Raw genomic sequence first — 21,116 nt, 5'->3', positions numbered from 1 at the left:
TAAATACACCATTGTAGAAATCAAATTAATTCTTTAGGCTTGTGTCTTTTTACCTGTTTTATTGATATAGCAACAGGAAAAATACAGAATTTTCTGTAATTATTAGGATGAATTTCACAAAAAGTTTTTCGGAGATCGAATATTTTCGATGTCTTCCCATTTCTAGCTCGGACAGGCTGCCTTAGGTGCTCACCGGTTATGACTTTTCTATTTGTGCATTTCATGGTATATTCTAATGGTTCGTTTTCTTTCGTTCCGCCTCTTCCGTTTAACGGAGAAAAGGAGTGTTTAAATGAAAACATTTATTCAAAAAAGGGGCCTCGGCTTCTTTGTAATTGCAGCCATCTTGTTATGGCTCAAGACGTATACAGCTTATTTAATCGAATTTAAACTTGGTATATCAAATGTGCTTCAGCATATTTTGCTTTTTGTGAATCCTATTAGCTCCAGCTTGTTCTTTCTTGGCTTTGCTTTATTGTTCAAGAAAAAATGGCAGCCTGCCGCTATCATTGTGATTCACTTTTTCATGTCTTTTTTACTTTACGCAAACATCGTGTACTATCGATTCTTCAATGACTTTATCACGCTGCCTACAGTGATGCAGGCAGGAACGAATGGCGGACAATTAGGTGATAGTGCATTTTCACTCATGCGTTGGACTGATATGTTTTACTTTCTCGATACCATCATCTTGATCGTACTCGCAGTCCGCATGAAAAGACAGCAGCAAACAAGTACAGCAACTGTACCTGTTCAAAAAACAAAATCGTTTAGACTCGTTCTTGTGTCCTCTGTTCTGATCTTTGTTGTCAACTTAATCGCAGCAGAAATTGATCGCCCAGAGCTTTTATCAAGATCGTTCGACCGCAATTATTTAGTCAAATACTTGGGTGCTTATAATTTTACGGTGTTTGATGCCATTCAAAATGTGAAATCAAACAGCCAGCGTGCCCTGGCAAATTCAAGTGACGTAACAGATGTAGAGAATTATCTAAAGGCGAACAGCGCTGATCCAAACCCGGCTTATTACGGGAAAGCGAAAGGCATGAACGTCATTACGATTTCTCTTGAATCACTGCAAAACTTTGTCATTGATTACAAAGTGAATGGAAAAGAGGTCACTCCTTTCCTCAATTCATTAGCCCATGACAACAAAACGTTTTATTTTGATAACTTCTTCCATCAAACAGGACAAGGAAAGACATCTGATGCGGAATTTATGATGGATACGGGGCTTTTCCCATTATCACAAGGCTCTGTGTTTATTAACAAAGCTCAAAACACATATCAGGCGCTTCCTGGCATTTTGAAAAAGGACCAATACACGTCCGCTGAATTCCACGGAAATACGAAAACGTTCTGGAACCGGAATGAAATGTTTAAGTCCTTTGGATATGACAGATTTTACGATTCTGAGTACTACGATATGAATGAACAAGATACGAAGAACTATGGATTGAAAGACAAACCGTTCTTCAAAGAATCCATGCCAATGCTTGAAAATCTAAAACAGCCGTTTTATTCGAAATTCATTACGCTGTCAAACCACTTCCCATTTGGTATGGATGAAGGTGATACCGATTTTGAACCTGGCGACTTCGGAGACTCCGTCGTTGATAACTACTTCCAATCTGCTCATTATTTAGATGAAGCCATTGAACAGTTCTTTAATGACTTGAAGAAATCCGGTCTCTATGACAATACCGTCGTCATTATGTACGGTGACCATTACGGCATTTCAGAAAACCATAATGAAGCGATGGAAAAAGTGACTGGCGAAAAAATTGGAGACTATGAAAATGCCCAGCTTATGCGTGTGCCGCTCTTTATCCATGTGCCAGGCGTAAAAGGCGGACAGATTCATAAATACTCTGGTGAAGTCGATGTTGCGCCTACCCTTCTCCACCTGCTCGGAGATGATACGAAGAACTATTTAATGTCTGGTTCTGATATCTTATCGAAGAACTTTAAAGAGCTTGTGCCATTTAGAAATGGAGACTTCGTGTCTAAGGACTACACGAAAGTAGGCAACAATTATTACAGCAACAAAACAGGTGAAAAAATCGAGCCGACTGAAAAGGCATCACAAGAAAACGAAACGGTGAAAAAGATGCTAGAGACATCTGATAAGATTGTCACGGAAGATTTACTCCGTTTCTACAAACCTAAAGGCTTTACACCAATTGAGCGAAATGATTATGACTACACAAAGAAAGTACAGGATGAAAAAGATTCCTCTTCCGCCAAAGATGAATCCAGCTCGTCTTCCAAATAACTTTCTCATTTAAAGCCCCAGCCGATCCAAGATCAGCTGGGGCTTTTTACGTTTGATCCGCATGACACCGGGTATAGGTGAAGAAGGAGGGATTATTGATCATGAAAAAAACAGCAGCATTTCTCGTGACCGCTTCACTCGCTTCTTCCACCTTATTTGCTTTCAGCCCGGCGATTTCAGCGCACGCCCTGACCCAAACGCAGGCAGAACAATCCATTCCTCAAGGGCCGAAAGCAGCGCTAAACAGTATTTATCAGCTAGCACATCAAGGACAAATGCCATACTATGCAGAAGGACTCAAAATAGGGGTTCAAACAAAAAAAGACGTACGACATAAACTAGGACAGCCTTATCCAGAAACCGGTCAAAGCGGCTTTGATTTGTATCATGCTGAGATGGGCAACCCTGGATTTGCTTTTCACTATGACAAAAAAGGCAAGATTAACGAAATCCGTTATTTTGGAACAAATGTAGAAAAAGAAACGAATATCGGAGGAATGACTCCTTCCCTATTAAAGAAACAGCTTGGACCAGCAGATTCAGTCAGCACCATCCCGCAAACAAAAGAGAAAAAATACGTTTATCAGACCGGTAATTATGAGCTCGAATTTATCGTCGGACATGATCCAGATATCAGTCAGCACGAGCTGACTGTGGTGCATATTAACCTCATCAAAGCCGGTTCCTAAATAAAAAGCATCCTGAGTTTTCACTCAGGATGCTTTTCTTTATTATGATGCCACTTCTAAATGCGGCTTTCTTTTCAGTTTTCGCTTAAGGACTGGACCTGCTACATAATCAAGGCCAAGTTTTCCGGCATTTCCTTTCGCTGCCATAATGAAGACGGCGATCAGAAGAAGAAGCGGGTTAACAGAAACGGTTCCAGCTAGTAAGAAAGAGACATTCATCACGCTTCCAAAAAAGGCTGCTGTTGTTGTGAACAATCCAACAATTAGTCCTAGACCAACTAAGATTTCTCCCCACATGACCATGGCACTGAAGAGTCCGGCATTTGGCAACGCGACATTTTCTAAAAACCAGACATAGAACGGATAAACAAGATGTCCATCTTTCACAACAGGTTCAGCTATGGCAAATTGCAAATATCCTGATGCATCGAATCCGCCTGTTAGTTTTCCAATACCAGATGTCAGCCAAGTCCATCCGATATAAAGTCTTGCTGCCAAAAGGATAACCGCTGCCCATACATTCGTTTGTAAGAATTTTGTAAACATGATGATGCCTCCTTTTAAATTATGTGAAATATTTCACATTTTCTTTATGATCTTATTATACTACTTAATATACATTTGTGATCCTTTTCACATATATATTCACAAATTGTTCATGAATATCTAGTCGAGGTAAACTTTTCCCTTGCTATTGCCGTCTAAGTTATTTCAGACAGTAAAAAGGGGTTACATTTTGTATGAAAACATTATTTCATTTTGCTTATTTACAGGCCATCTCTTGTCTATTTCCTGTCATGATCTTTACGGCGCTTGCCCTATCAAAGGTCGTGTCTATTCCTTTTCTTCATCGATATGATGTTATTCTTCTGCTTTGCCTCATGGCACAGCTTCTCATGCTGATGCTACGGCTTGAGACGCTGACAGAGTTGAAGGTTATTTGTCTCTTTCATGTGATTGGAATAGGCTTAGAAATCTACAAAGTACATATGGGTTCATGGTCCTATCCTGAAGAAGCTTATACGAAAATTTTTGGGGTTCCGCTCTATAGCGGTTTTATGTATGCGAGCGTGGCAAGCTATATTTATCAGGCACTGACTCGGCTTCACGTGAAGGTGAAAGCATGGCCTCAGCCGTATCTTTCGATTGGGATCAGTTTATGTATTTACCTCAATTTCTTTACTCATCACTGGATTTATGATCTACGCTGGTGGCTGACATTACTCCTAGTGGTTGTGTTTCGAAAAACAGCCGTTTCCTTTCAGGTCGGTTCATCGACCTTTCGCATGCCGCTTGTTATCTCGTTTTTGCTGATTGGCTTTTTTATTTGGGTGGCCGAAAATGTCACGACCTTTTTAGGAGCATGGCAATATCCAAATCAGCAGCATGCTTGGTCTATCGTCCATCTTGGTAAAATCAGTTCATGGTTTTTACTTGTTGTCATCAGCATTGTACTGGTGATCGAACAGCGAAAACAAAAAAACGTTCAGCCCATTTGATCTGGCTGAACGCTTTTTTTAGTCCCGAGCGACTTCCTTGCGAAGATCATCGGCGACAAATTCGACATTTGTTCCAATGATGATTTGTACGGAAGTTTTTCCTGACGTCAGTACCCCTTTGGCACCTGCTTTTTTCAATGTACCTTCATTTAATAAATTGGTATCTTCTACTGTTAAACGAAGACGGGTCGCACAATGGTCAATTGTGGTGATATTGCCTTTGCCGCCTAGTCCCTCTACGAGAATACTTGCTCCGGCAGTATGTGTATCATCCCCTGAAATATCTTCGATGTCATCATCTTCCCTGCCCGGTGTTTTTAGCTTTAACAATTTAATCAGGAAATAGAAAACAACAAAGTAAATCACGCCATAGATGACCCCAACTACAAGTAACAGAATGGGTTTTTGCGCAATTCCAAAACTTAAAACGTAATCAATCGCACCCGCTGAAAAAGCGAAACCGCTATGAATGCCTAAGGTGTTGACAATAAAGAGCGAAAGACCAGTTAATATCGCATGAACACCATATAAAAGTGGAGATAAAAACATAAATGAGAATTCAATTGGTTCTGTGATCCCTGTAATAAATGACGTCAGTGCCATTCCAATCATAAGACCGGCTGTTGCTTTTCGTTTTTCAGGCTTTGCGGTCACAACCATCGCGAGACATGCCGCTGGCAGCCCGAACATCATCACTGGGAAGAAACCAGTCATAAAGACACCTGCACTTGGATCGCCTTTGAAGAACCGCGCTAAATCACCTGTCGCTCCGCTGAATTCACCGAATTGAAACCAAAATAGATTATTCAACACATGGTGAAGTCCTAATGGAATGAGCAAGCGGTTAAAGAAGCCAAACAGCCCGGCACCCGTTGCTCCAAGACTTAAAATCCACTCTCCCAAATCATTGATCACACTTTGAATTGGAGGCCATACATATCCAAAAACGGCTGCTAATAGAATGGTAAAAAGTGCTGTCATAATTGGCACAAGCCGTCTTCCACTAAAGAAACCTAAGTATTCCGGCAGTTTCGTGTCCTTAAATTTATTGTAAACGTAACCTGCCAAAAGTCCGCACAAAATACCACCCAATACCCCCATATTGTTGGTAGAATTGATCGACGTGGTACCAGCTGACAAAATAAAATAAGAGATCGCTCCAGATAACGCCGCTGCCCCGTTACCGTCCTTTGAAATACCAATCGCTACACCCATAGCAAAAATTAAAGCCAAATTCGCAAAAATTGCATTTCCTGCCGCATGAATAAACGGGATGTTGAATACATCTTCTCGCCCAATAGCCAAAATGATACCCGCTGCAGGAAGCACAGCGATTGGAAGCATAAATGATTTTCCTAACTTTTGAAAAAACTGAAACACCATCTTATTTCTCCCCCCTTCGTCATCATCATGAACAAATCTCTCATGATGTTCATAAAAAATATATCATATGCACATCTAGTTATCTATACCAATTTGTCCACACCTCACCCGAATCTCAGCCTTTACTCTTTTGGCGTAAAATGTGGTAAGCTATTGAATAGAATGAAGTTATAGAAAGCGGGAATGAACAGTGATTGTCAAACATGATCATGAGTTAGAAGCCTTAAAAAAAGTCGGCCGAATTGTCGCTTTGGCAAGAGAAGAAATGAAAAGCCAAGCGAAACCAGGCATGTCTACAAAAGAATTAGATTTGATTGGGAAAAAAATATTAGAAGAGCATGGAGCCAATTCAGCTCCTGAAAAAGAATATGATTTCCCCGGTACGACTTGCATCAGTGTCAATGATGAAGTCGCACATGGCATTCCAAGTGAAAAAACCATTTTACAAGAGGGCGACCTTATTAATATTGATATCTCAGCAGAGCTTGATGGATATTATTCCGATACTGGGATTTCATTCGTTTTAGGTACAGGAGATGCTCGTCTTGAAGCATTATGCCAGTGTGCAGAGGATGCATTCCTTGAAGGATTAAAGCACGCGAAAGCCGGAAAAAGACAAAATCAAATTGGCCGTGCAGTCTATAATACAGCCAAAGAACAAGGATTTACCGTCATTAAAAACCTGACAGGACACGGCATTGGGAAAAGCCTGCATGAAGCACCTAACCATATTTTGAACTATTATGATCCATTCGATAATGCTTTGTTTAAGAATGGGACAGTGATCGCCTTTGAACCTTTCATTTCAACAAATGCTGAATCGATTTATCAAGCAGATGACGGCTGGACATTTAAAACACCTGATAAGAGCCTGGTCGCACAGATTGAACATACGATTGTGATCACAAAAGACGAACCGATTATTTTAACAAAGCTGTAAGTAAGCGGGTCCCCTCCTTCACTGGAGGGGATTTCAGTTTGTTGACAAAGGGCTAAAATGAACTTTATTTTAGCCCTTTATCTTCTTTTTAGCGTGATAGAAAACCTTTCCAGTCTAGGAAGGACGAGCATCGGCGCGGAGCGAATTTGACATTCGTGAGCACCGAAGCGTAGGACTGACACCGAATGCGAGGGTTTGTCTGCACGCTGCAATCCCCTCCTTCACTGGAGGGGATTTTTTCATATCTCTTTCACGAATCTGTCACGACTAAACAAAAATGCCTGTGGTAAAATAGGCAAAGATATGCGAAAGGGGTCTTATTTGATATGTGGTTCATCATCATCGGTGTTATCTTCTTTATTGAAAGTATTATTTTAACGGTTGTAGGTATTAAGAAAAAACAATCCATGATGACCTACCTCGGGATTGTCATCATGATTATGACAGTCGGCATGATCATCGTTACCCTCAACCCGCCAAATTCATAAATGATTATTTCCAGCATATACATGGATCATAGGCAGATAGAATCAGTTTTCATTTCTAAACACCTGCACACTTTTCACGTCCTTTTTTGAGATGTTACAATGCAGGCAGTTTCCATTGAAAGGAGTTTTCTATCATGCATTATGGTAGCAAAGGCTGGTATGTCGAAGAATTAAAGAAGCTTGGTGTGACCAAGCATGAAGGAAGAAAGCTTCAAAGTTTTAAAACTTATTTCCTTGCAAATCTTCTTGAGCAAAAGAAAACGAGCTCTTAAATGTTGAAAAGCCGTACATCCATATCAGATGTACGGCTTTTTTATATGGGCTGAACACGTTTTTCTAAAGACTTCCTGACCACATCTGCTAAGGCATCTACTTCAAGAACTGCTTTCAGCCTGTTTTGATCTACTTGACGGTATTTGACTTCATTGACTTCGTGGACTGTGATGGGATGGGGCGCTTTTTCGACTAACACAAGAGCTTCATCAGGAGAGACCATTCCTTCTTTCAGCACACGCAAATAAAAACCGGTATATCCCGTTTGCTGCACTTCCTTCACAAGCTTCATGTTTCCATGCTTAAGAGAGAGCTTCACACATGGCTGTCTTGGCTGGCTGACCTCAACTAGCGCTTCCCCAAACTGAAATACATCACCAATAAGGACTTCTGTCTCTACAAGCTGATGCACGGTCACGTTTTCACCGAAGGCTGCCTCCTGTAACGGCACCCCTAAAAATTGCTCAAAATAAGTATAGTGATCATATGGAAAGACGCAAACGGCTTTATCATCACCTCCGTGATGGACCAAATCACCTTGTCCATCTCCATCAAAATTGAGCTTACTCAAATAAACAGGCTCGTGAATACGCTTTTTGTTGATGGCTGTTTTGATTTCTTTACCATTCACATAGGTGGTGATAGGTTGTCCTACTTGAATTCCTTCGATGTCGTACCTTGTCTGCCCCACTCTCGCCATCTCCTTTGATTGTCTGATTGCTTTTATTTTACATGGTTTGACAGTCAAATCATAGTCGGTACGTGAAGGAACGAGACAGGTTATGGTACGATGAGAAAAAAGGAGAGATGACATTGGTTCATTATCACGCTATTGTAAAAGGACGAGTGCAAGGAGTCGGCTTTCGTTATTTTGTTCAAGGAGAAGCCGTCAATCGAGGGATAAAAGGCTGGGTACGCAACACAGATGAGGGTCACGTGGAGTTAAAAGTAGAAGGAGAGCAGCAGGAAGTTTTTGACTTTTTAGAGACCGTCCGTAAAGGCAGTCCTTTTTCAAAAGTCACACATTTGGACATGGAGCCGCTCACCAAGTTCGCCCATTATCAAGACTTTCGGATTAAAGGATAGTAGATGTGTGTCCTTTATTTCACAACAGTAAATGGGTTTGCAACATAATAACCAATCAAGGTTGTACGTGAAGCATCTTTGTAGAGACTCACATGAACATCATAGTTGGCTGATCCACTGTTAGGAAGTAATAAACGAGTAGGTGCTGCGAAAGCGTTTTGTCCAGAGATAGACCCTTCGTGTGTAAAGACTGGTGTCACTGGGAAAGTAAGTTTTCGAATAGCAGCTGTATAATAAAGTGTTTCATTTGTTGTTGCTGTCATGTTGACGTTGACCTGAGGATGAAGCGAAGTATAAGTTGAACGATCGGTTGTCACCTTTAAAACGATGTCATTCTGAACCATTGCTCCAGTCGTTGCTTTAGCTCTTTCATCACCTAGTGGTAGAAATCCGTTGAAACTGAATACAGCCAAAAATATGAGCAACGTCATTTTTTTCATCTATATTCCCCCTTTTTGATTTCACCGCCATTAAACCATCATTTTCCAAATCAAACAACATTCCAAAGACTCATTTCATACAAAAAAACCTAGCTTTTCGCTAGGCTCTTTCCGTCCCGTGGTAGGGTTTTTCCTGATAAAAATAATTCGGTTTCACGATCGTATTGTCATAGTGACGATGGAAGATATGCGTAGCAGCTGGTGATACTGGCGGAATCAGCCATGTCCAATCACCAGTCAGCTTACGGTCAGCCTTTTCTTCCTGTTTTTCAAACTGCTTGAATTGATGGGCTGCTGTATGGTGATCTACAATGGTTACCCCTGCCTCGCGATAAGAGTGCAGAACCGCGACATTCAATTCGACAATGGCTTTGTCTTTCCAAAGTGACGAATTTTTTGTTGTATCGAGCCCTAAAATAGAAGCGACTTTTTTCAACATATTGTAGCGGTTTTCGTCAGCTAGATTTCGTGCGCCAATTTCTGTTCCCATATACCATCCATTAAACGGTGCCGCATTGTAATGAATGCCACCAATTTCTAATTTCATATCAGCAATAATCGGAACAGCATACCATTTCAGTCCTAAATCACCGAACCCATCATATTCAGGATGAGTGATCTCTACCTCTTGAACGATTTCTTTCGGAAGATCATACAAAACCGGCGGCTGATCTTTTAGCTGAAACATAAGTGGCAGAAGGTCAAAATGCGTGCCTTCGCCTTTCCAGCCATGCGCTTCACACAACTTGGTTAATTCAAGTGATGCCTCGTCCCCAATGATGCCATATTCCGACTCATATCCCGCATAACGAACGAGCTGATGATTATAAATAACGACTTCCTTCCGTCCCTTGTTCTCTGGTGGGAAGATGGTAATGGACGGTTTGATTTTACCCCCATTTGTCGCATACTCAATATGATGAAAGAGTGCCTCTTTCACCTCATCTTCTGTTGTCACGTGCCGGCAGTCATGCACATGCAGTGTTGACCAAAACAAGCGCCCAATGCACCGGTTGCTGTTGCGCCATGCCATTTTTGCCCCGTGAGCTAATTCTTCCTGCGTATGAGTATACATGCCTTCAGACTCAATTTCTTTTTTTATTTCATGCAGACGTGCTGCTTTTTCTTCATTTGATTTGCCTAATTCTTCATAGCATACAGAAATAAAAGCTTCTGCTTCATTCCACAACGCTTCTTGGTTACTCAAACATACTCGCCTCACTTTAATACGAATATATCCATTGTAGCGGTTTCTATTAATAAATTCACTTGTTTCAAACCATTTTTTATCATATCGTGCGACGATTGTCCTTAGACAATGGATGAATCAATGACTTCAAGGGTCTTTTGGAGCCAGCGAACATACCCTTTTTCCCTTTCGATTGCTCTTGTCAGTACTAAATAATGCCCGAATTGTGTTGAATGCAGTGATTGGGCAGATGGATCTTCTTCTGTTAAAATGTTCAGTTTCTGTTCAAGCATCTCCACTTTCTTTGTTCGCTCCTGCAGCTGATGTGAGAAGAGACCGACCGCTTCTTTTTGATCCATAGATGAGATAAAGAACGTTTTTAACATAAATTCATCTTTTGTTGTGTCTGGAATCGGGCCTTTTTTCCTTAACCATTCATGCAGTTCTCTTTTTCCTGCATCAGTGATTTGATAGACCTTCTTCTCTAGCTTTTTTCCTTGTATGTGAATATCAAATTCAATAAAACCCTCTTCTGTTAGCCGCTTTAATTCAGGGTATATTTGACTATGCTTCGCACTCCAAAACTGTCCAAGGGAATCTTCAAAGTGTTTCTTCATATCGTATCCCGTCAGCTCACGCTGATCTAGTAAGCCAAGAATGGCATATTTCAGTACTCTCATGACATGCCTCCAACGCATATTCTTTGACAATAGTATACCATACACCCTAAAATAAACATGTAAATCATGACATGTTTGAAACAACATCATTTTAATTGAAAGAAGGAATAAACATGGATCAATTCGTTGGACTTCATATGATTTATACGTATGAAAATGGCTGGGAATATGAGATTTACATTAAAAATGATCACACCATTGATTACCGTATTCATAGCGGAATGGTTGGAGGCCGCTGGGTTCGTGATCAAGAAGTGAATATTGTGAAACTGACAAAAGGGGTATACAAAGTTTCCTGGACGGAACCGACTGGGACAGACGTGTCTTTAAACTTTATGCCTGAGGAAAAACGCATGCATGGCGTCATTTTCTTCCCAAAATGGGTGCATGAACGTCCAGATATCACCGTTTGCTATCAAAATGACTATATCGATCTCATGAAAGAATCCCGTGAAAAATATGAAACCTATCCTAAATATGTCGTACCAGAATTCGCAGACATTACGTACATCCACCATGCTGGGGTAAACGATGAAACGATTATCGCAGAAGCACCGTATGAAGGCATGACAGATGAGATCAGAGCTGGACGAAAATAGAAAAAGCGGCACGCACTGTGCCGCTTCTAGATGGTTGACAAAGGACTAAAATGAACTTGATTTTAGTCCTTTTTATTTCATACCTAACGTCTTTTGAGATAACAAGAATCGGTAAACTGGTAGTTCATCGCCTACTTTCGATGCAATAAAACCTGATGACATATAGCTGTCTTTTGATTCTGGTTCAAGGGCAAGCGATAGCAAATTGGTTTGCGGCTGTGCCGTCACATATACCTTTGTTCCTTTTGGCAGTTGACGTTTCTTTTCAACGAGTCTCGTTTCAAGCTGAATATCTGTTTTGCTTGTTTCCACTCGTTTTGTTACCTGATAGGCTTGTACAGGTACTTTCATGCCAACAGGAAGTGTCACACTTTTTAACCCTAAAGTCCTGAGCTTTCTATCTACTCCTTCATGTCCTGGGAGAATAAGATAAGCTGTCGGCCGTTCTCTTGTCAATACAGGAACCGCATCACTTGCACTATGAAAACGTACCGGGACATTGGTGGTTTGTCCTTTCTCAATATCCACCATTTCAAGTGAATCGTTCACAGGCGCCTTGAAAGCATCTTGAATGACTACTTGATCATCATCATTTGGTTGAAGACCTTTTTTCACAAGTTTCAGCCGCTCTGTCACCATTTGCTTCTTCACCTGCTTAGCATGCTTCACTGTTGTCTCAATGATTTTTTCATGAGTGGTGACTTGTGCTGCCACACGCCGGGTAAAGTCCTCTCTGCCAATTCCAATCCCTCTGCTTTCTACGAGAAAGGATAAAGCTGGTGAAAGCGCTAGGGCATTTCGGCCAATTCGTGCATCAGTTCCGCCTTCATAAAGATCGATTTTTCCGTCCTTCCCTCTTGTGTTTGTATAATATAAATCGTTGGAAAATCCCTTATTCGTCAATGTTTCACGCACTCCGTTGACGTACAATTCATTTGACGTGAAACGAATACTTTCAGGAATGTTCAAATTCTTACCGGATAATATCAGCAAATCGTGATACTTGAGTGCACCTGATGCACCGATGTCTTCAAACTGCTTTTGACCAACATCATATTCATGGGCATCGATGACGACCTCGGGCGCAAAGCGATTAAATTCTTGATGAAGGGCTGTCAGCTCTGGAGATTCTAGTGTCATGTGGTCACGGTTGCCATCCATTCCGTTTGCAAGCCTGCGGTCAAATGCATAAGAACCATCTGGATTGATTCTTGGAACAATGATGACGTTGACATGGCTCAGTATACGCTCTCCTTCATCACCTGCTAGTCGTTTGGCGATGACAAGGGCAGATTCACCGGAGGCTGGTTCATTTCCGTGTATTTGTGCTTGAAGCCAGATCGTTGGCTTTTTTGACAGTGGAGAGATGTGACGATCCTTTGTAAAATAGAGGGCTGGAATGGACCTGCCTTCAATGGATGTTCCAATCTGTTTTTGCGTGGCGTAAGGACTTTTACTGACAATGTCACGTAAAAAATCTTGAAGCTCTTCTTGTGTGGTAAATGCTTCTCCTTTTTTCTGAAAGGCAGGAGTATCAAACGTTTCGTCAGGCTCAGGATACAGTTTTTGAACCGTGGCTGGCTGCTCATAGCTTTTTCCATAATAAGGGGTCTCTGCATTCGCTGAAGCTGGTGTCACCATCGACAAACTTCCTGCCATGAGGCATATAGCAGCAAAAAGAATGGTACTTTTCTGTTTGGACATGCTATCCTCTCCCTTCGTTGATTTGCATTATAAAGAAAAAAACAGCAAAAGTGTCAGCATTTTTCAAAAATATATCTTTTGGAGGAATCATGCATGTCTTTATATAGGGCAAATGAATGGATGTTGCCCTGCAATAGGACCTAAAAAAGAGCGCCTGCATGAGCAGCAGACACTCTTCTCATTACCAGATCGAAATGGCCCCAATTAGAACCGCCATCACTGTCATGGCGACGACTGCAAGAACCGCCCATTTCATGCCAAATTTCTGATGCTGATCTAGTGATACCCCAACGAGTCCCACAAGTAAATGAGTCGATGGAACAAGTGGGCTTAACATATGAATCGGCTGACCAATGATAGATGCTCTCGCAATCTCAATTTTATCGACACCGTACGCTGCCGCTGTTTCTGATAGGATCGGCAGTACCCCATAAAAGTATGCATCATTTGGCATAAAGAAAGTGAAGATCCCGCTTGTTAGCGCGACAATGACTGGAATAAACCCGCCAAGCTGCTCTGGAATAGCTGAAACAATCGAAATCGCCATTTCATCAACCATTTTCGTCCCAGTTAAGATGCCTGTAAAAACACCTGCTGCAAAGATCATGGAAGCAATCGCTAAGACGTTGGTTGAGTGAGCCGCAATCCGCTCACGCTGCTGCTCTAAATTCGGATAGTTCACGATAATTGCCACACAGAAAGCCAGAACAAATAGAACCGTTAAGCTGACTTTTCCTGAGACAAGAAGGAGCACCAATAACAACGTAAGCGTTAGGTTAAACCACCAAAGTTTCGGTCGCTTAATATCATCTTGCAGCGCTGCTGCCATTTCATTTGCATGAATCGGCTGTTCTAGCTCAATGACACCAAGACGTTTTCTTTCAGACTTCCCAAGAAAGTATGCCACCACAATCATGCTCAAAACCCCTGCACCAATGACTGGAATCATCGGGCCAAATAAAAGCGATGGATCAACGCCAAGTGCACTTGCCGCTCTAGGTGTTGCCCCTCCCCATGGTATCGTATTCATAATCCCCATGCCGACTCCGGCAATACCCGCTAAAATAATCGGACGAATGCCAAGCAGTGTAAATAGTGGAAGCATGGCTGTTGTTGTAATCATGTACGTTGTGGTTCCATCACCGTCAAGTGCGACAAGCATCGTCAGGACGGCTGTTCCGACAACAATTTTTAATGGATCGCCTTTGACGATCTTTAAAATTTTCGCCACCATTGGATCGAATAAACCTGCATCAATCATAATCCCGAAGTACAAAATGGCAAACATGATCATGACCGCCGTTGGTGCAACTTGCTGTACACCTTTGACAATCATGTCTGAAATTTCTGTAAAATGAAAACCTGCAATAAGAGCAAATGCAATCGGTGTTAATACCAATGCCGTTAGAACAGACATACGTTTCGTCATAATTAAAACCATAAATACAATCATCATAAGAAATCCTAAGATCGCTAACATTTCGTTCACCCCTTATGTTGTATACGCTTTCATTAAATGTTGGTATCCCATTTCCAACCCTTTCTGTCATGATATCTGACGCCTGAATTGAAGTAAATATTATGAATTTTAATTCTTTTTTGGTCGATAAATGCTTTTTGTTCATTTTGTGCAATTGTTGTTGTTTGTTGGTTCCATGAAAAAAAGCGGTCTTATTTGACCGCTTGTTCTCCTTGTATAAATTGCTCATATCGCCTTAATTGATCTTCCATAAAGACCTTTGCTTCTTTACTGTTCATATAGCGGCCTGTCCAGCCTTTTTGTTTTAACTGCTTTTTCCATGACTTCGTTTGCGTCATTTTTTGAAGAAGCTGATCCCATGCTCGAATGTCGTGCTGATTCATTTGCTTTGGTCCCATCACACCACGCCAATGAGAGAAGATGAGCGGAATCCCTTGTTCTTTCCAAGTGGGCACGTCTTTGAATCCTTCTAAACGCTGATTCGTTGTGGTTGCAACGAGCTTCAACCTTTTCTTTTCATAATCATGGCGAACTTCTGTAATGGTTGTAGTCGCCGCATCTACCTCATGGTCAATGAGTGCTTGAAATAAATCATCTGCACTGTCAAATTTTAAAAACTGAATGCGGTACGGATCTATCCCTGCCATTTCGGCAGCCCGTGCGAATGAGATTTGATCATCATTTCCAAAGTCCGGGGCAAACCCAATTTTTAAGGAATCTGGTTTCTTTTTTAATGCGTGTAATAGCTCCTTTCCATTTGAGAAAGGAGAATCAACTGGCACTGCGACTACCTGCCACTCTTCCGCAAGAATAGCGAGCGGGGTAACATCATTCATGGTCACGTTACTGCTGCCCAGCAAATTACGGCTTAATAATAAGCTTGAATTTAAACTGATATAATTGGCATCTCGCTCCATCATATAGGTCCATCCTTTATCAACCGTTCCGCCTCTTTGATAAAGAATATGCACAGGCTCTTCCACTAGCTTTTCTTGTTCTAGCACGGTTTTCATCACTTGAGCTGTTTGGTCAAATCCGCCGTCAGGTACACCTGATACCACAATGTATAATGGGCTGTGCTCCAGGAAAGAATCTTTTGCTGTTTTTTCATTAAAGGTGAGCGTTGTACAAAGGCAGACCAAAATGAGTAAGAGTATTCCTTTTTTCATTTTTATGACTCCGTTTGTTTTTTGGCGGGATAATATTTTCGTTCTGGTCTACCAATGATTCCATATGCCAGCTCTGCCCGGCATTCTCCCGTTGTCACAAGATACTCTACGTATCGTCTTGCTGTTGTGCGTGATGCGCCCATTTTTTCTCCGAGTTCTTCTGCTGTAATTCCGTTCATCTCTGCTGCCATGAATGTTTTCACTTTGTCCAAAGTCAGTGAATTAATGCCTGTTGGCAAGTCTCGATCATCCTTTTGTTGCGATTCTTCCTGTATTTGACCAAAAAACAGATCAATCATCGTTTGATTGACTTCCTCTTTTGAATTGATTAACTCTCTCTTCTCTTTATATTCGGTTAACACCTGCGTGAATTTTTGGGCGGTCACTGGTTTGATTAAATAATGAACGACTCCATAATGCAGGGCGTCTCTTAACAGCATCGTTTCCGTTGCAGCCGTGATAATGATCACATCCACTTCAGGATGGCGCTCTCTTAACAGCGGCAAAAGGTTCGTGCCGAGCTCATCAGGCATGTAGACATCAAGTAAAATGAGATCCACTTGTTCTTTTTGAAGTGCCTCCCACAGATCCTTTGCACTCTTTGCCTTGCCGGCCACTTGAAAGCCTTGTACCTTTTGTATATAAGATTCATGAATCGCAGCGATTCGAAAATCATCTTCCGCAATGAGTACCTTTATCACAACCTATTCCCCCTTTGTGCCTTTCGGTATGTAAACAGTGAAGATGGCACCGCCTTCTTTTTGGTTCGCAACTTCAATCCAGCCCCCAAGTTCATCTAGCACTTCTTTGACATTGGCAAGTCCATAACCTCGCCCTTCTCCCTTTGATGAATGTCCTCTTGTGAAAAGTTGTGAAATGGCTCCTTCATCTACACCGTCCCCTGAATCAGATACCTCTATGATAATATCAAATCCAATATCTGTGATGAACAAGCTGACTTCTCTTTTCTCTTTATTCAATACAGCCTCAAACGCATTGTCTACGAGATTGCCAATGATGGTGATAAAGTGAGATAAACTCAAATGGGCTGGGAGCGGCTCCAATGAACTATTTTCATCAATGTGAAAATGAACCTTTTTCTCAGATGCCTTTCCTAACTTCCCAAGTAAAATGGCTTGTATCTTCGGAGAGCGAATTTGTTTCATGAGTAAATCATGCTGGCGATTTTGAAGTGTATACTCTTCTTTAATTAACTCAATGGCTTCATCCACTTGTTTCAACTCAAGCAAGCCTAAAATAGCGTACAGCTTATTCGAAAATTCATGTGTTTGTGCTCTCAAGTCTTCTGAATATTGACTGACCTCTGTCAATGTATCCAGCAGCTTTGTCAGCTCTGTTTTCTCCCTGAAGCTCACAATTCCTCCAAATACTCGATTGTCCTGCACCACTTTTTTGACATTTAGCACGAAGGTTTTATCATTGACGACTGATTCTATGTTAGGTTCAATCGTCTCTACCTTTAGATAGGAAAGAAGATTGGCATTTGGCAACACTTGATCAATATGAAGAGGTAGCGTTGAAGAGACGCGTAGCATCTGTTCAGCTGACGTATTCATCATCGTAATGGCACCTTTACGGTCAAATGCAATGATTCCCTCTTTAATTGCATGCAGCATCGCTTCTCTTTCTCGATATAATGAAGCAATTTCATGCGGTTCAAGCCCTAATATATCTTTTCGAATACTCCTTGTTAAAAAAATGGCTCCAAATACCCCAGGCAAGAGCACAAGAAGGGCAATATAACTTAATTTGAAGAGTTGATGAGCTGTCGCTTGATCGATATCTCTTTTTAAAAATTCGACACTGACGGTCCCAATAATTTCTTCATGACTGCCTGTTTCTTTCATAATCGGGGCACTGCCTCTGACAACGGTTTCACCATCAGAATCACCCGTTGATATGGAAGTTCCTCCAAATAGCAGTGTACTTCTTCCTTCCGACACACTGATGGTTTTCCCTACATCCTCATGGTTCGTATGAAAAAGAACCTTTCCTTTTTGATTGGTGATAAAAATGGCATGCGCTCTTACTTGCTCCTTCATTTGTTCAAGCACAGCCTGTTCTTCATTTTGCGAATCTCCCGTGGCCACCGATGTTTTAATGGGCGGCATATAAGATATCGTTCTAGCAGTTTGCACCGCCAGCTGTTCAGCTTGACTCTGCCTTTCTGATGTCTGTAAAAAACCAAAACAAATGGTCAATAAGGCAATAACAACAAGTAAAAGACCAATAATTAACCCCAAAATTTTTGTTTGTAAAGTGACTTTCCTTTTGCCCATCCTCACCGCCACAACCCCTAATTCAGTAGATTCACCCGAATAGACTCTAAGAAAATCATATCATTTTTTCTCATGAAGTTAAGAGAAAATTCACACAGACAAAAAAGGATGACTCAGTATTGAGTCATCCCTGTGTGCCTATTACGTGATGGATAAACCAGCACTTGCATAGCCTGCTACAGTATTCACTAAGGAAAGACCAGTAGCTGTTGCCGAGAATACGACAAGCAATCTTGTTTCTGGTGTGACTGGTACATTTAAACCAGTAGCGATACCGTTTGTAATAGCCCCTATCGTTAAAACACCGGTTAACGCTGGAGCCAATGTAACGCTCGCTACTTGAGTGAAGCTGTTATCTGGTGTTGGTGAAGCAAACAGACTAGCAGTTACAGTAATACTCGTGCCAACTAAAGAAAGGGCTGCAGTCGTGCTAAAATAGCCAGCAAATGACGTAATGGTTCCAGCTCTTGGAACGGAGAATGCCATGTTTAACAATGTTCCTGCTGCTCCGGTTAAATCAATGATTCCTCCTACAATACTGACACCTGTCGCCGAGTTACCGAATCCGACCAAGCTAGATGTTCCAACTAGACCGCCTGCGATTGTGGTTAAAACAGCTGGCGTACCAGATGCAAATGGAATAATCGCACTTGATCCTGTCACACCTGTGACGCCTGTTGCACCGGTTGCTCCCGTGGCACCGGTTCCTGTAGCCCCTGTTGCACCGGTCGCTCCCGTGGCTCCGGTTGCTCCCGTGGCTCCGGTTACTCCGGTTGCTCCCGTGGCTCCGGTAGCGCCAGTTGCTCCGGTTACTCCGGTTGCTCCCGTGGCTCCGGTAGCGCCAGTTGCTCCGGTTACTCCGGTCGCTCCCGTATCTCCCGTAGCACCTGTGGCTCCGGTTACTCCAGTCGCTCCCGTATCTCCCGTTACACCTGTGGCTCCAGTTACTCCAGTCGCTCCCGTATCTCCTGTTGCACCTGTAGCTCCGGTTACTCCGGTCGCTCCTGTATCTCCCGTGGCGCCTGTCACACCTGCGGCTGCCAATAACGTATAATCTGGAGACGTATCTGGTGTGCCAGTTGGTGGCGCTGTATTTACGATATAAGTTCCACCTTCATATGTCACCACTTGACCTACTGGATAGGTTGGAGCTGTTGCTGGGTCAAATGCCAAAATACCAGCTAACCCTACTCCGGTTACTCCGGTCGCTCCCGTATCTCCCGTTACACCTGTCGCTCCCGTATCTCCCGTTACACCTGTGGCTCCGGTTACTCCAGTCGCTCCCGTATCTCCCGTTACACCTGTCGCTCCAGTTACTCCGGTCGCTCCCGTATCTCCTGTTGCACCTGTAGCTCCAGTTACTCCGGTCGCTCCCGTATCTCCCGTTACACCTGTCGCTCCGGTTACTCCAGTCGCTCCCGTATCTCCCGTTACACCTGTCGCTCCGGTTACTCCAGTCGCTCCCGTATCTCCCGTTACACCTGTGGCTCCGGTTACTCCGGTCGCTCCTGTATCTCCCGTGGCGCCTGTCACACCTGCGGCTGCCAATAACGTATAATCTGGAGACGTATCTGGTGTGCCAGTTGGTGGCGCTGTATTTACGATATAAGTTCCACCTTCATATGTCACCACTTGACCTACTGGATAGGTTGGAGCTGTTGCTGGGTCAAATGCCAAAATACCAGCTAACCCTACTCCGGTTGCCCCGGTATCTCCCGTTGCTCCTGTGGCTCCGGTTACTCCGGTCGCTCCTGTATCTCCCGTAGCGCCCGTGGCTCCGGTTACTCCAGTCGCTCCCGTATCTCCCGTTACACCTGTGGCTCCGGTTACTCCAGTCGCTCCCGTTACTCCTGTGGCTCCGGTTACTCCGGTCGCTCCCGTATCTCCCGTTGCACCGGTCGCTCCTGTTCCTGTTGCTCCCGTGGCACCCGTATCTCCTGTGGCTCCGGTCGCTCCAGTAGCACCTGTATCTCCAGTAGCGCCGGTCGCTCCTGTTCCTGTTGCCCCTGTGGCACCCGTATCTCCTGTGGCTCCGGTCGCTCCGGTTGCGCCTGTATCTCCAGTAGCGCCAGTCGCTCCTGTTCCTGTTGCTCCTGTGGCACCCGTATCTCCTGTGGCTCCGGTCGCTCCAGTTGCGCCTGTATCTCCTGTTGCTCCTGTTCCTGTTGCTCCGGTTGCACCCGTATCTCCTGTCGCACCCGCAGCGGCTAGAAGCGTATAATCTGGTGATGTATCCGGTGTACCCGTTGGTGATGCTGTGTTTGCAAGATACGTTCCACCTTCATATGTCACTACTTGACCCAATGGATATCCTGGTGCCGCTGCCGCATCAAAAGGAACGACTCCAGTTAGACCTACACCAGTGGCTCCTGTTGCACCCGTCGGACCTGGATCTCCGGTGACACCTGTTGGTCCTGTACCTGTTGCGCCCGCAGCTGCTAAAAGCGTATAATCCGGCGATGTATCAGGCGTACCTGTTGGTGGTGCTGAATTTACCACATACGTACTGCCATCATATGTCACCACTTGACCTACTGGATACGCCGGGGCTACCGCTGGATCAAATGCTACAATCCCTGTTAACCCAACGCCTGTTGGGCCTTGTGGACCTGCCGGGCCGGCTGGACCCGCTGGGCCTACTGGACCCACTGGACCCGCCGGACCTGCTGGGCCTCTCCTTCCTCTTCCCCCTGGCGGTCCTTGAATGACACACACACAAGGATCTTTTCCGCAGCATGGATTTTTTACTGGTTTCCTTTGTTTGTCTGATTTACCTTTCTTACAACTATCACATTCCCAGCCATCATCCTTATACGCATCATACCAGCTTCCTTTTTGGTAGTGGTCTGTCGAATGAGTTGGGTATATCTTTCCGCATTGTCTACATTTTCTCATAGAATCACCCCAATCCATCGTATTCAT

General features: G+C 43.1%; 20 protein-coding genes. 8 read left to right on the top strand and 12 right to left on the bottom strand.

The genetic code is table 11. The features are described from left to right. Nucleotides 1-292: 292 nt before the first annotated feature. Both ltaS and KVT11_RS15945 read left to right on the top strand, forming a co-directional pair. Nucleotides 293-2,275: a lipoteichoic acid synthase gene (gene ltaS, locus KVT11_RS15950; protein WP_017358781.1), complete on the top strand. Its 1,983-nt coding sequence runs from the start codon at nucleotides 293-295 to the stop codon at nucleotides 2,273-2,275. Nucleotides 2,276-2,376: 101 nt separating this feature from the next. Beyond that, a complete protein-coding gene (locus KVT11_RS15945; protein WP_046344941.1) occupies nucleotides 2,377-2,964 on the top strand; it encodes a YjgB family protein in 588 nt (195 codons plus the stop codon). 42 nt (nucleotides 2,965-3,006) lie between these two features. On the opposite strand, the gene KVT11_RS15940 is transcribed toward KVT11_RS15945, so the two are convergent. Beyond that, on the bottom strand, nucleotides 3,007-3,510 hold the full coding sequence (locus tag KVT11_RS15940; protein WP_007496570.1) for a DoxX family protein: 504 nt from the start codon (nucleotides 3,508-3,510) through the stop codon (nucleotides 3,007-3,009). A gap of 194 nt (nucleotides 3,511-3,704) precedes the next feature. Between KVT11_RS15940 and KVT11_RS15935 the strand changes: the two genes are divergently transcribed. Further along, entirely contained in the window at nucleotides 3,705-4,463 is a 759-nt protein-coding gene (locus tag KVT11_RS15935) for a DUF817 domain-containing protein (RefSeq protein WP_060780872.1), read from the top strand. 18 nt (nucleotides 4,464-4,481) lie between these two features. Here KVT11_RS15935 and nagE read toward each other — a convergent pair whose 3' ends face one another. Then, the gene (gene nagE, locus KVT11_RS15930; protein ID WP_038475020.1) at nucleotides 4,482-5,846 is read right to left on the bottom strand and encodes an N-acetylglucosamine-specific PTS transporter subunit IIBC; all 1,365 of its coding nucleotides are present in this window, start codon (nucleotides 5,844-5,846) and stop codon (nucleotides 4,482-4,484) included. 190 nt (nucleotides 5,847-6,036) lie between these two features. Between nagE and map the strand changes: the two genes are divergently transcribed. The 3 genes from map (at nucleotide 6,037) to KVT11_RS15915 (ending at nucleotide 7,546) form a co-directional block, all read left to right on the top strand. Then, complete coding sequence (gene map / locus KVT11_RS15925; protein WP_008341769.1) at nucleotides 6,037-6,786, top strand: type I methionyl aminopeptidase; 750 nt, start codon at nucleotides 6,037-6,039, stop codon at nucleotides 6,784-6,786. Nucleotides 6,787-7,112: 326 nt separating this feature from the next. Beyond that, nucleotides 7,113-7,274, top strand: coding sequence for a hypothetical protein (locus KVT11_RS15920; protein ID WP_008341770.1), 162 nt, complete (start codon nucleotides 7,113-7,115; stop codon nucleotides 7,272-7,274). 134 nt (nucleotides 7,275-7,408) lie between these two features. Continuing rightward, nucleotides 7,409-7,546, top strand: a complete 138-nt coding sequence (locus tag KVT11_RS15915) for a YflJ family protein (protein ID WP_008341771.1) — start codon at nucleotides 7,409-7,411, stop codon at nucleotides 7,544-7,546. Nucleotides 7,547-7,587: 41 nt separating this feature from the next. Here the strand turns inward: KVT11_RS15915 and KVT11_RS15910 are convergent, their stop codons facing one another. Then, on the bottom strand, nucleotides 7,588-8,238 hold the full coding sequence (locus KVT11_RS15910) for an MOSC domain-containing protein (protein WP_046527349.1): 651 nt from the start codon (nucleotides 8,236-8,238) through the stop codon (nucleotides 7,588-7,590). Nucleotides 8,239-8,360: 122 nt separating this feature from the next. On the opposite strand from KVT11_RS15910, the gene KVT11_RS15905 reads away from it, so the two are divergent. Next, a complete protein-coding gene (locus tag KVT11_RS15905; protein ID WP_035391366.1) occupies nucleotides 8,361-8,633 on the top strand; it encodes an acylphosphatase in 273 nt (90 codons plus the stop codon). A gap of 14 nt (nucleotides 8,634-8,647) precedes the next feature. Here the strand turns inward: KVT11_RS15905 and KVT11_RS15900 are convergent, their stop codons facing one another. The 3 genes from KVT11_RS15900 to KVT11_RS15890 all read right to left on the bottom strand — a co-directional run bounded on the left by KVT11_RS15900 (nucleotide 8,648) and on the right by KVT11_RS15890 (nucleotide 10,942). Further along, the gene (locus KVT11_RS15900) at nucleotides 8,648-9,073 is read right to left on the bottom strand and encodes a hypothetical protein (RefSeq protein WP_041090675.1); all 426 of its coding nucleotides are present in this window, start codon (nucleotides 9,071-9,073) and stop codon (nucleotides 8,648-8,650) included. A 100-nt stretch (nucleotides 9,074-9,173) separates the two neighbouring features. Then, nucleotides 9,174-10,280, bottom strand: a complete 1,107-nt coding sequence (locus KVT11_RS15895) for a nitric oxide synthase oxygenase (protein WP_046527348.1) — start codon at nucleotides 10,278-10,280, stop codon at nucleotides 9,174-9,176. A gap of 104 nt (nucleotides 10,281-10,384) precedes the next feature. Continuing rightward, the gene (locus tag KVT11_RS15890; RefSeq protein ID WP_019743519.1) at nucleotides 10,385-10,942 is read right to left on the bottom strand and encodes a PadR family transcriptional regulator; all 558 of its coding nucleotides are present in this window, start codon (nucleotides 10,940-10,942) and stop codon (nucleotides 10,385-10,387) included. A 113-nt stretch (nucleotides 10,943-11,055) separates the two neighbouring features. Between KVT11_RS15890 and KVT11_RS15885 the strand changes: the two genes are divergently transcribed. Continuing rightward, nucleotides 11,056-11,541 carry a phenolic acid decarboxylase gene (locus KVT11_RS15885; RefSeq protein ID WP_008341777.1) on the top strand — a complete coding sequence of 162 codons (486 nt, stop codon included), beginning with the start codon at nucleotides 11,056-11,058 and terminating at the stop codon, nucleotides 11,539-11,541. Nucleotides 11,542-11,613: 72 nt separating this feature from the next. On the opposite strand, the gene KVT11_RS15880 is transcribed toward KVT11_RS15885, so the two are convergent. The 6 genes from KVT11_RS15880 to KVT11_RS21105 all read right to left on the bottom strand — a co-directional run bounded on the left by KVT11_RS15880 (nucleotide 11,614) and on the right by KVT11_RS21105 (nucleotide 21,089). Beyond that, complete coding sequence (locus KVT11_RS15880; RefSeq protein WP_046527347.1) at nucleotides 11,614-13,245, bottom strand: M14 family metallopeptidase; 1,632 nt, start codon at nucleotides 13,243-13,245, stop codon at nucleotides 11,614-11,616. 181 nt (nucleotides 13,246-13,426) lie between these two features. After that, complete coding sequence (gene citM / locus KVT11_RS15875; RefSeq protein WP_008341779.1) at nucleotides 13,427-14,725, bottom strand: Mg(2+)/citrate complex secondary transporter CitM; 1,299 nt, start codon at nucleotides 14,723-14,725, stop codon at nucleotides 13,427-13,429. 191 nt (nucleotides 14,726-14,916) lie between these two features. Beyond that, a complete protein-coding gene (locus KVT11_RS15870) occupies nucleotides 14,917-15,894 on the bottom strand; it encodes a tripartite tricarboxylate transporter substrate-binding protein (protein WP_017358771.1) in 978 nt (325 codons plus the stop codon). A 2-nt stretch (nucleotides 15,895-15,896) separates the two neighbouring features. Continuing rightward, a complete protein-coding gene (locus KVT11_RS15865) occupies nucleotides 15,897-16,595 on the bottom strand; it encodes a response regulator (protein ID WP_041090673.1) in 699 nt (232 codons plus the stop codon). Between the two features lie 3 nt (nucleotides 16,596-16,598). Then, nucleotides 16,599-18,194, bottom strand: coding sequence for a sensor histidine kinase (locus KVT11_RS15860; RefSeq protein ID WP_148780599.1), 1,596 nt, complete (start codon nucleotides 18,192-18,194; stop codon nucleotides 16,599-16,601). Nucleotides 18,195-18,335: 141 nt separating this feature from the next. Further along, nucleotides 18,336-21,089: an exosporium glycoprotein BclB-related protein gene (locus KVT11_RS21105; protein WP_254636504.1), complete on the bottom strand. Its 2,754-nt coding sequence runs from the start codon at nucleotides 21,087-21,089 to the stop codon at nucleotides 18,336-18,338. Nucleotides 21,090-21,116: the final 27 nt, after the last annotated feature.

Source organism: Bacillus sp. GbtcB10 (assembly GCF_019091365.1).
Classification (GTDB): domain Bacteria; phylum Bacillota; class Bacilli; order Bacillales; family Bacillaceae; genus Bacillus; species Bacillus altitudinis.
The sequence above is the reverse complement of the archived record's forward strand: the minus strand, read 5'-3'. Positions and strand labels throughout refer to the sequence as shown.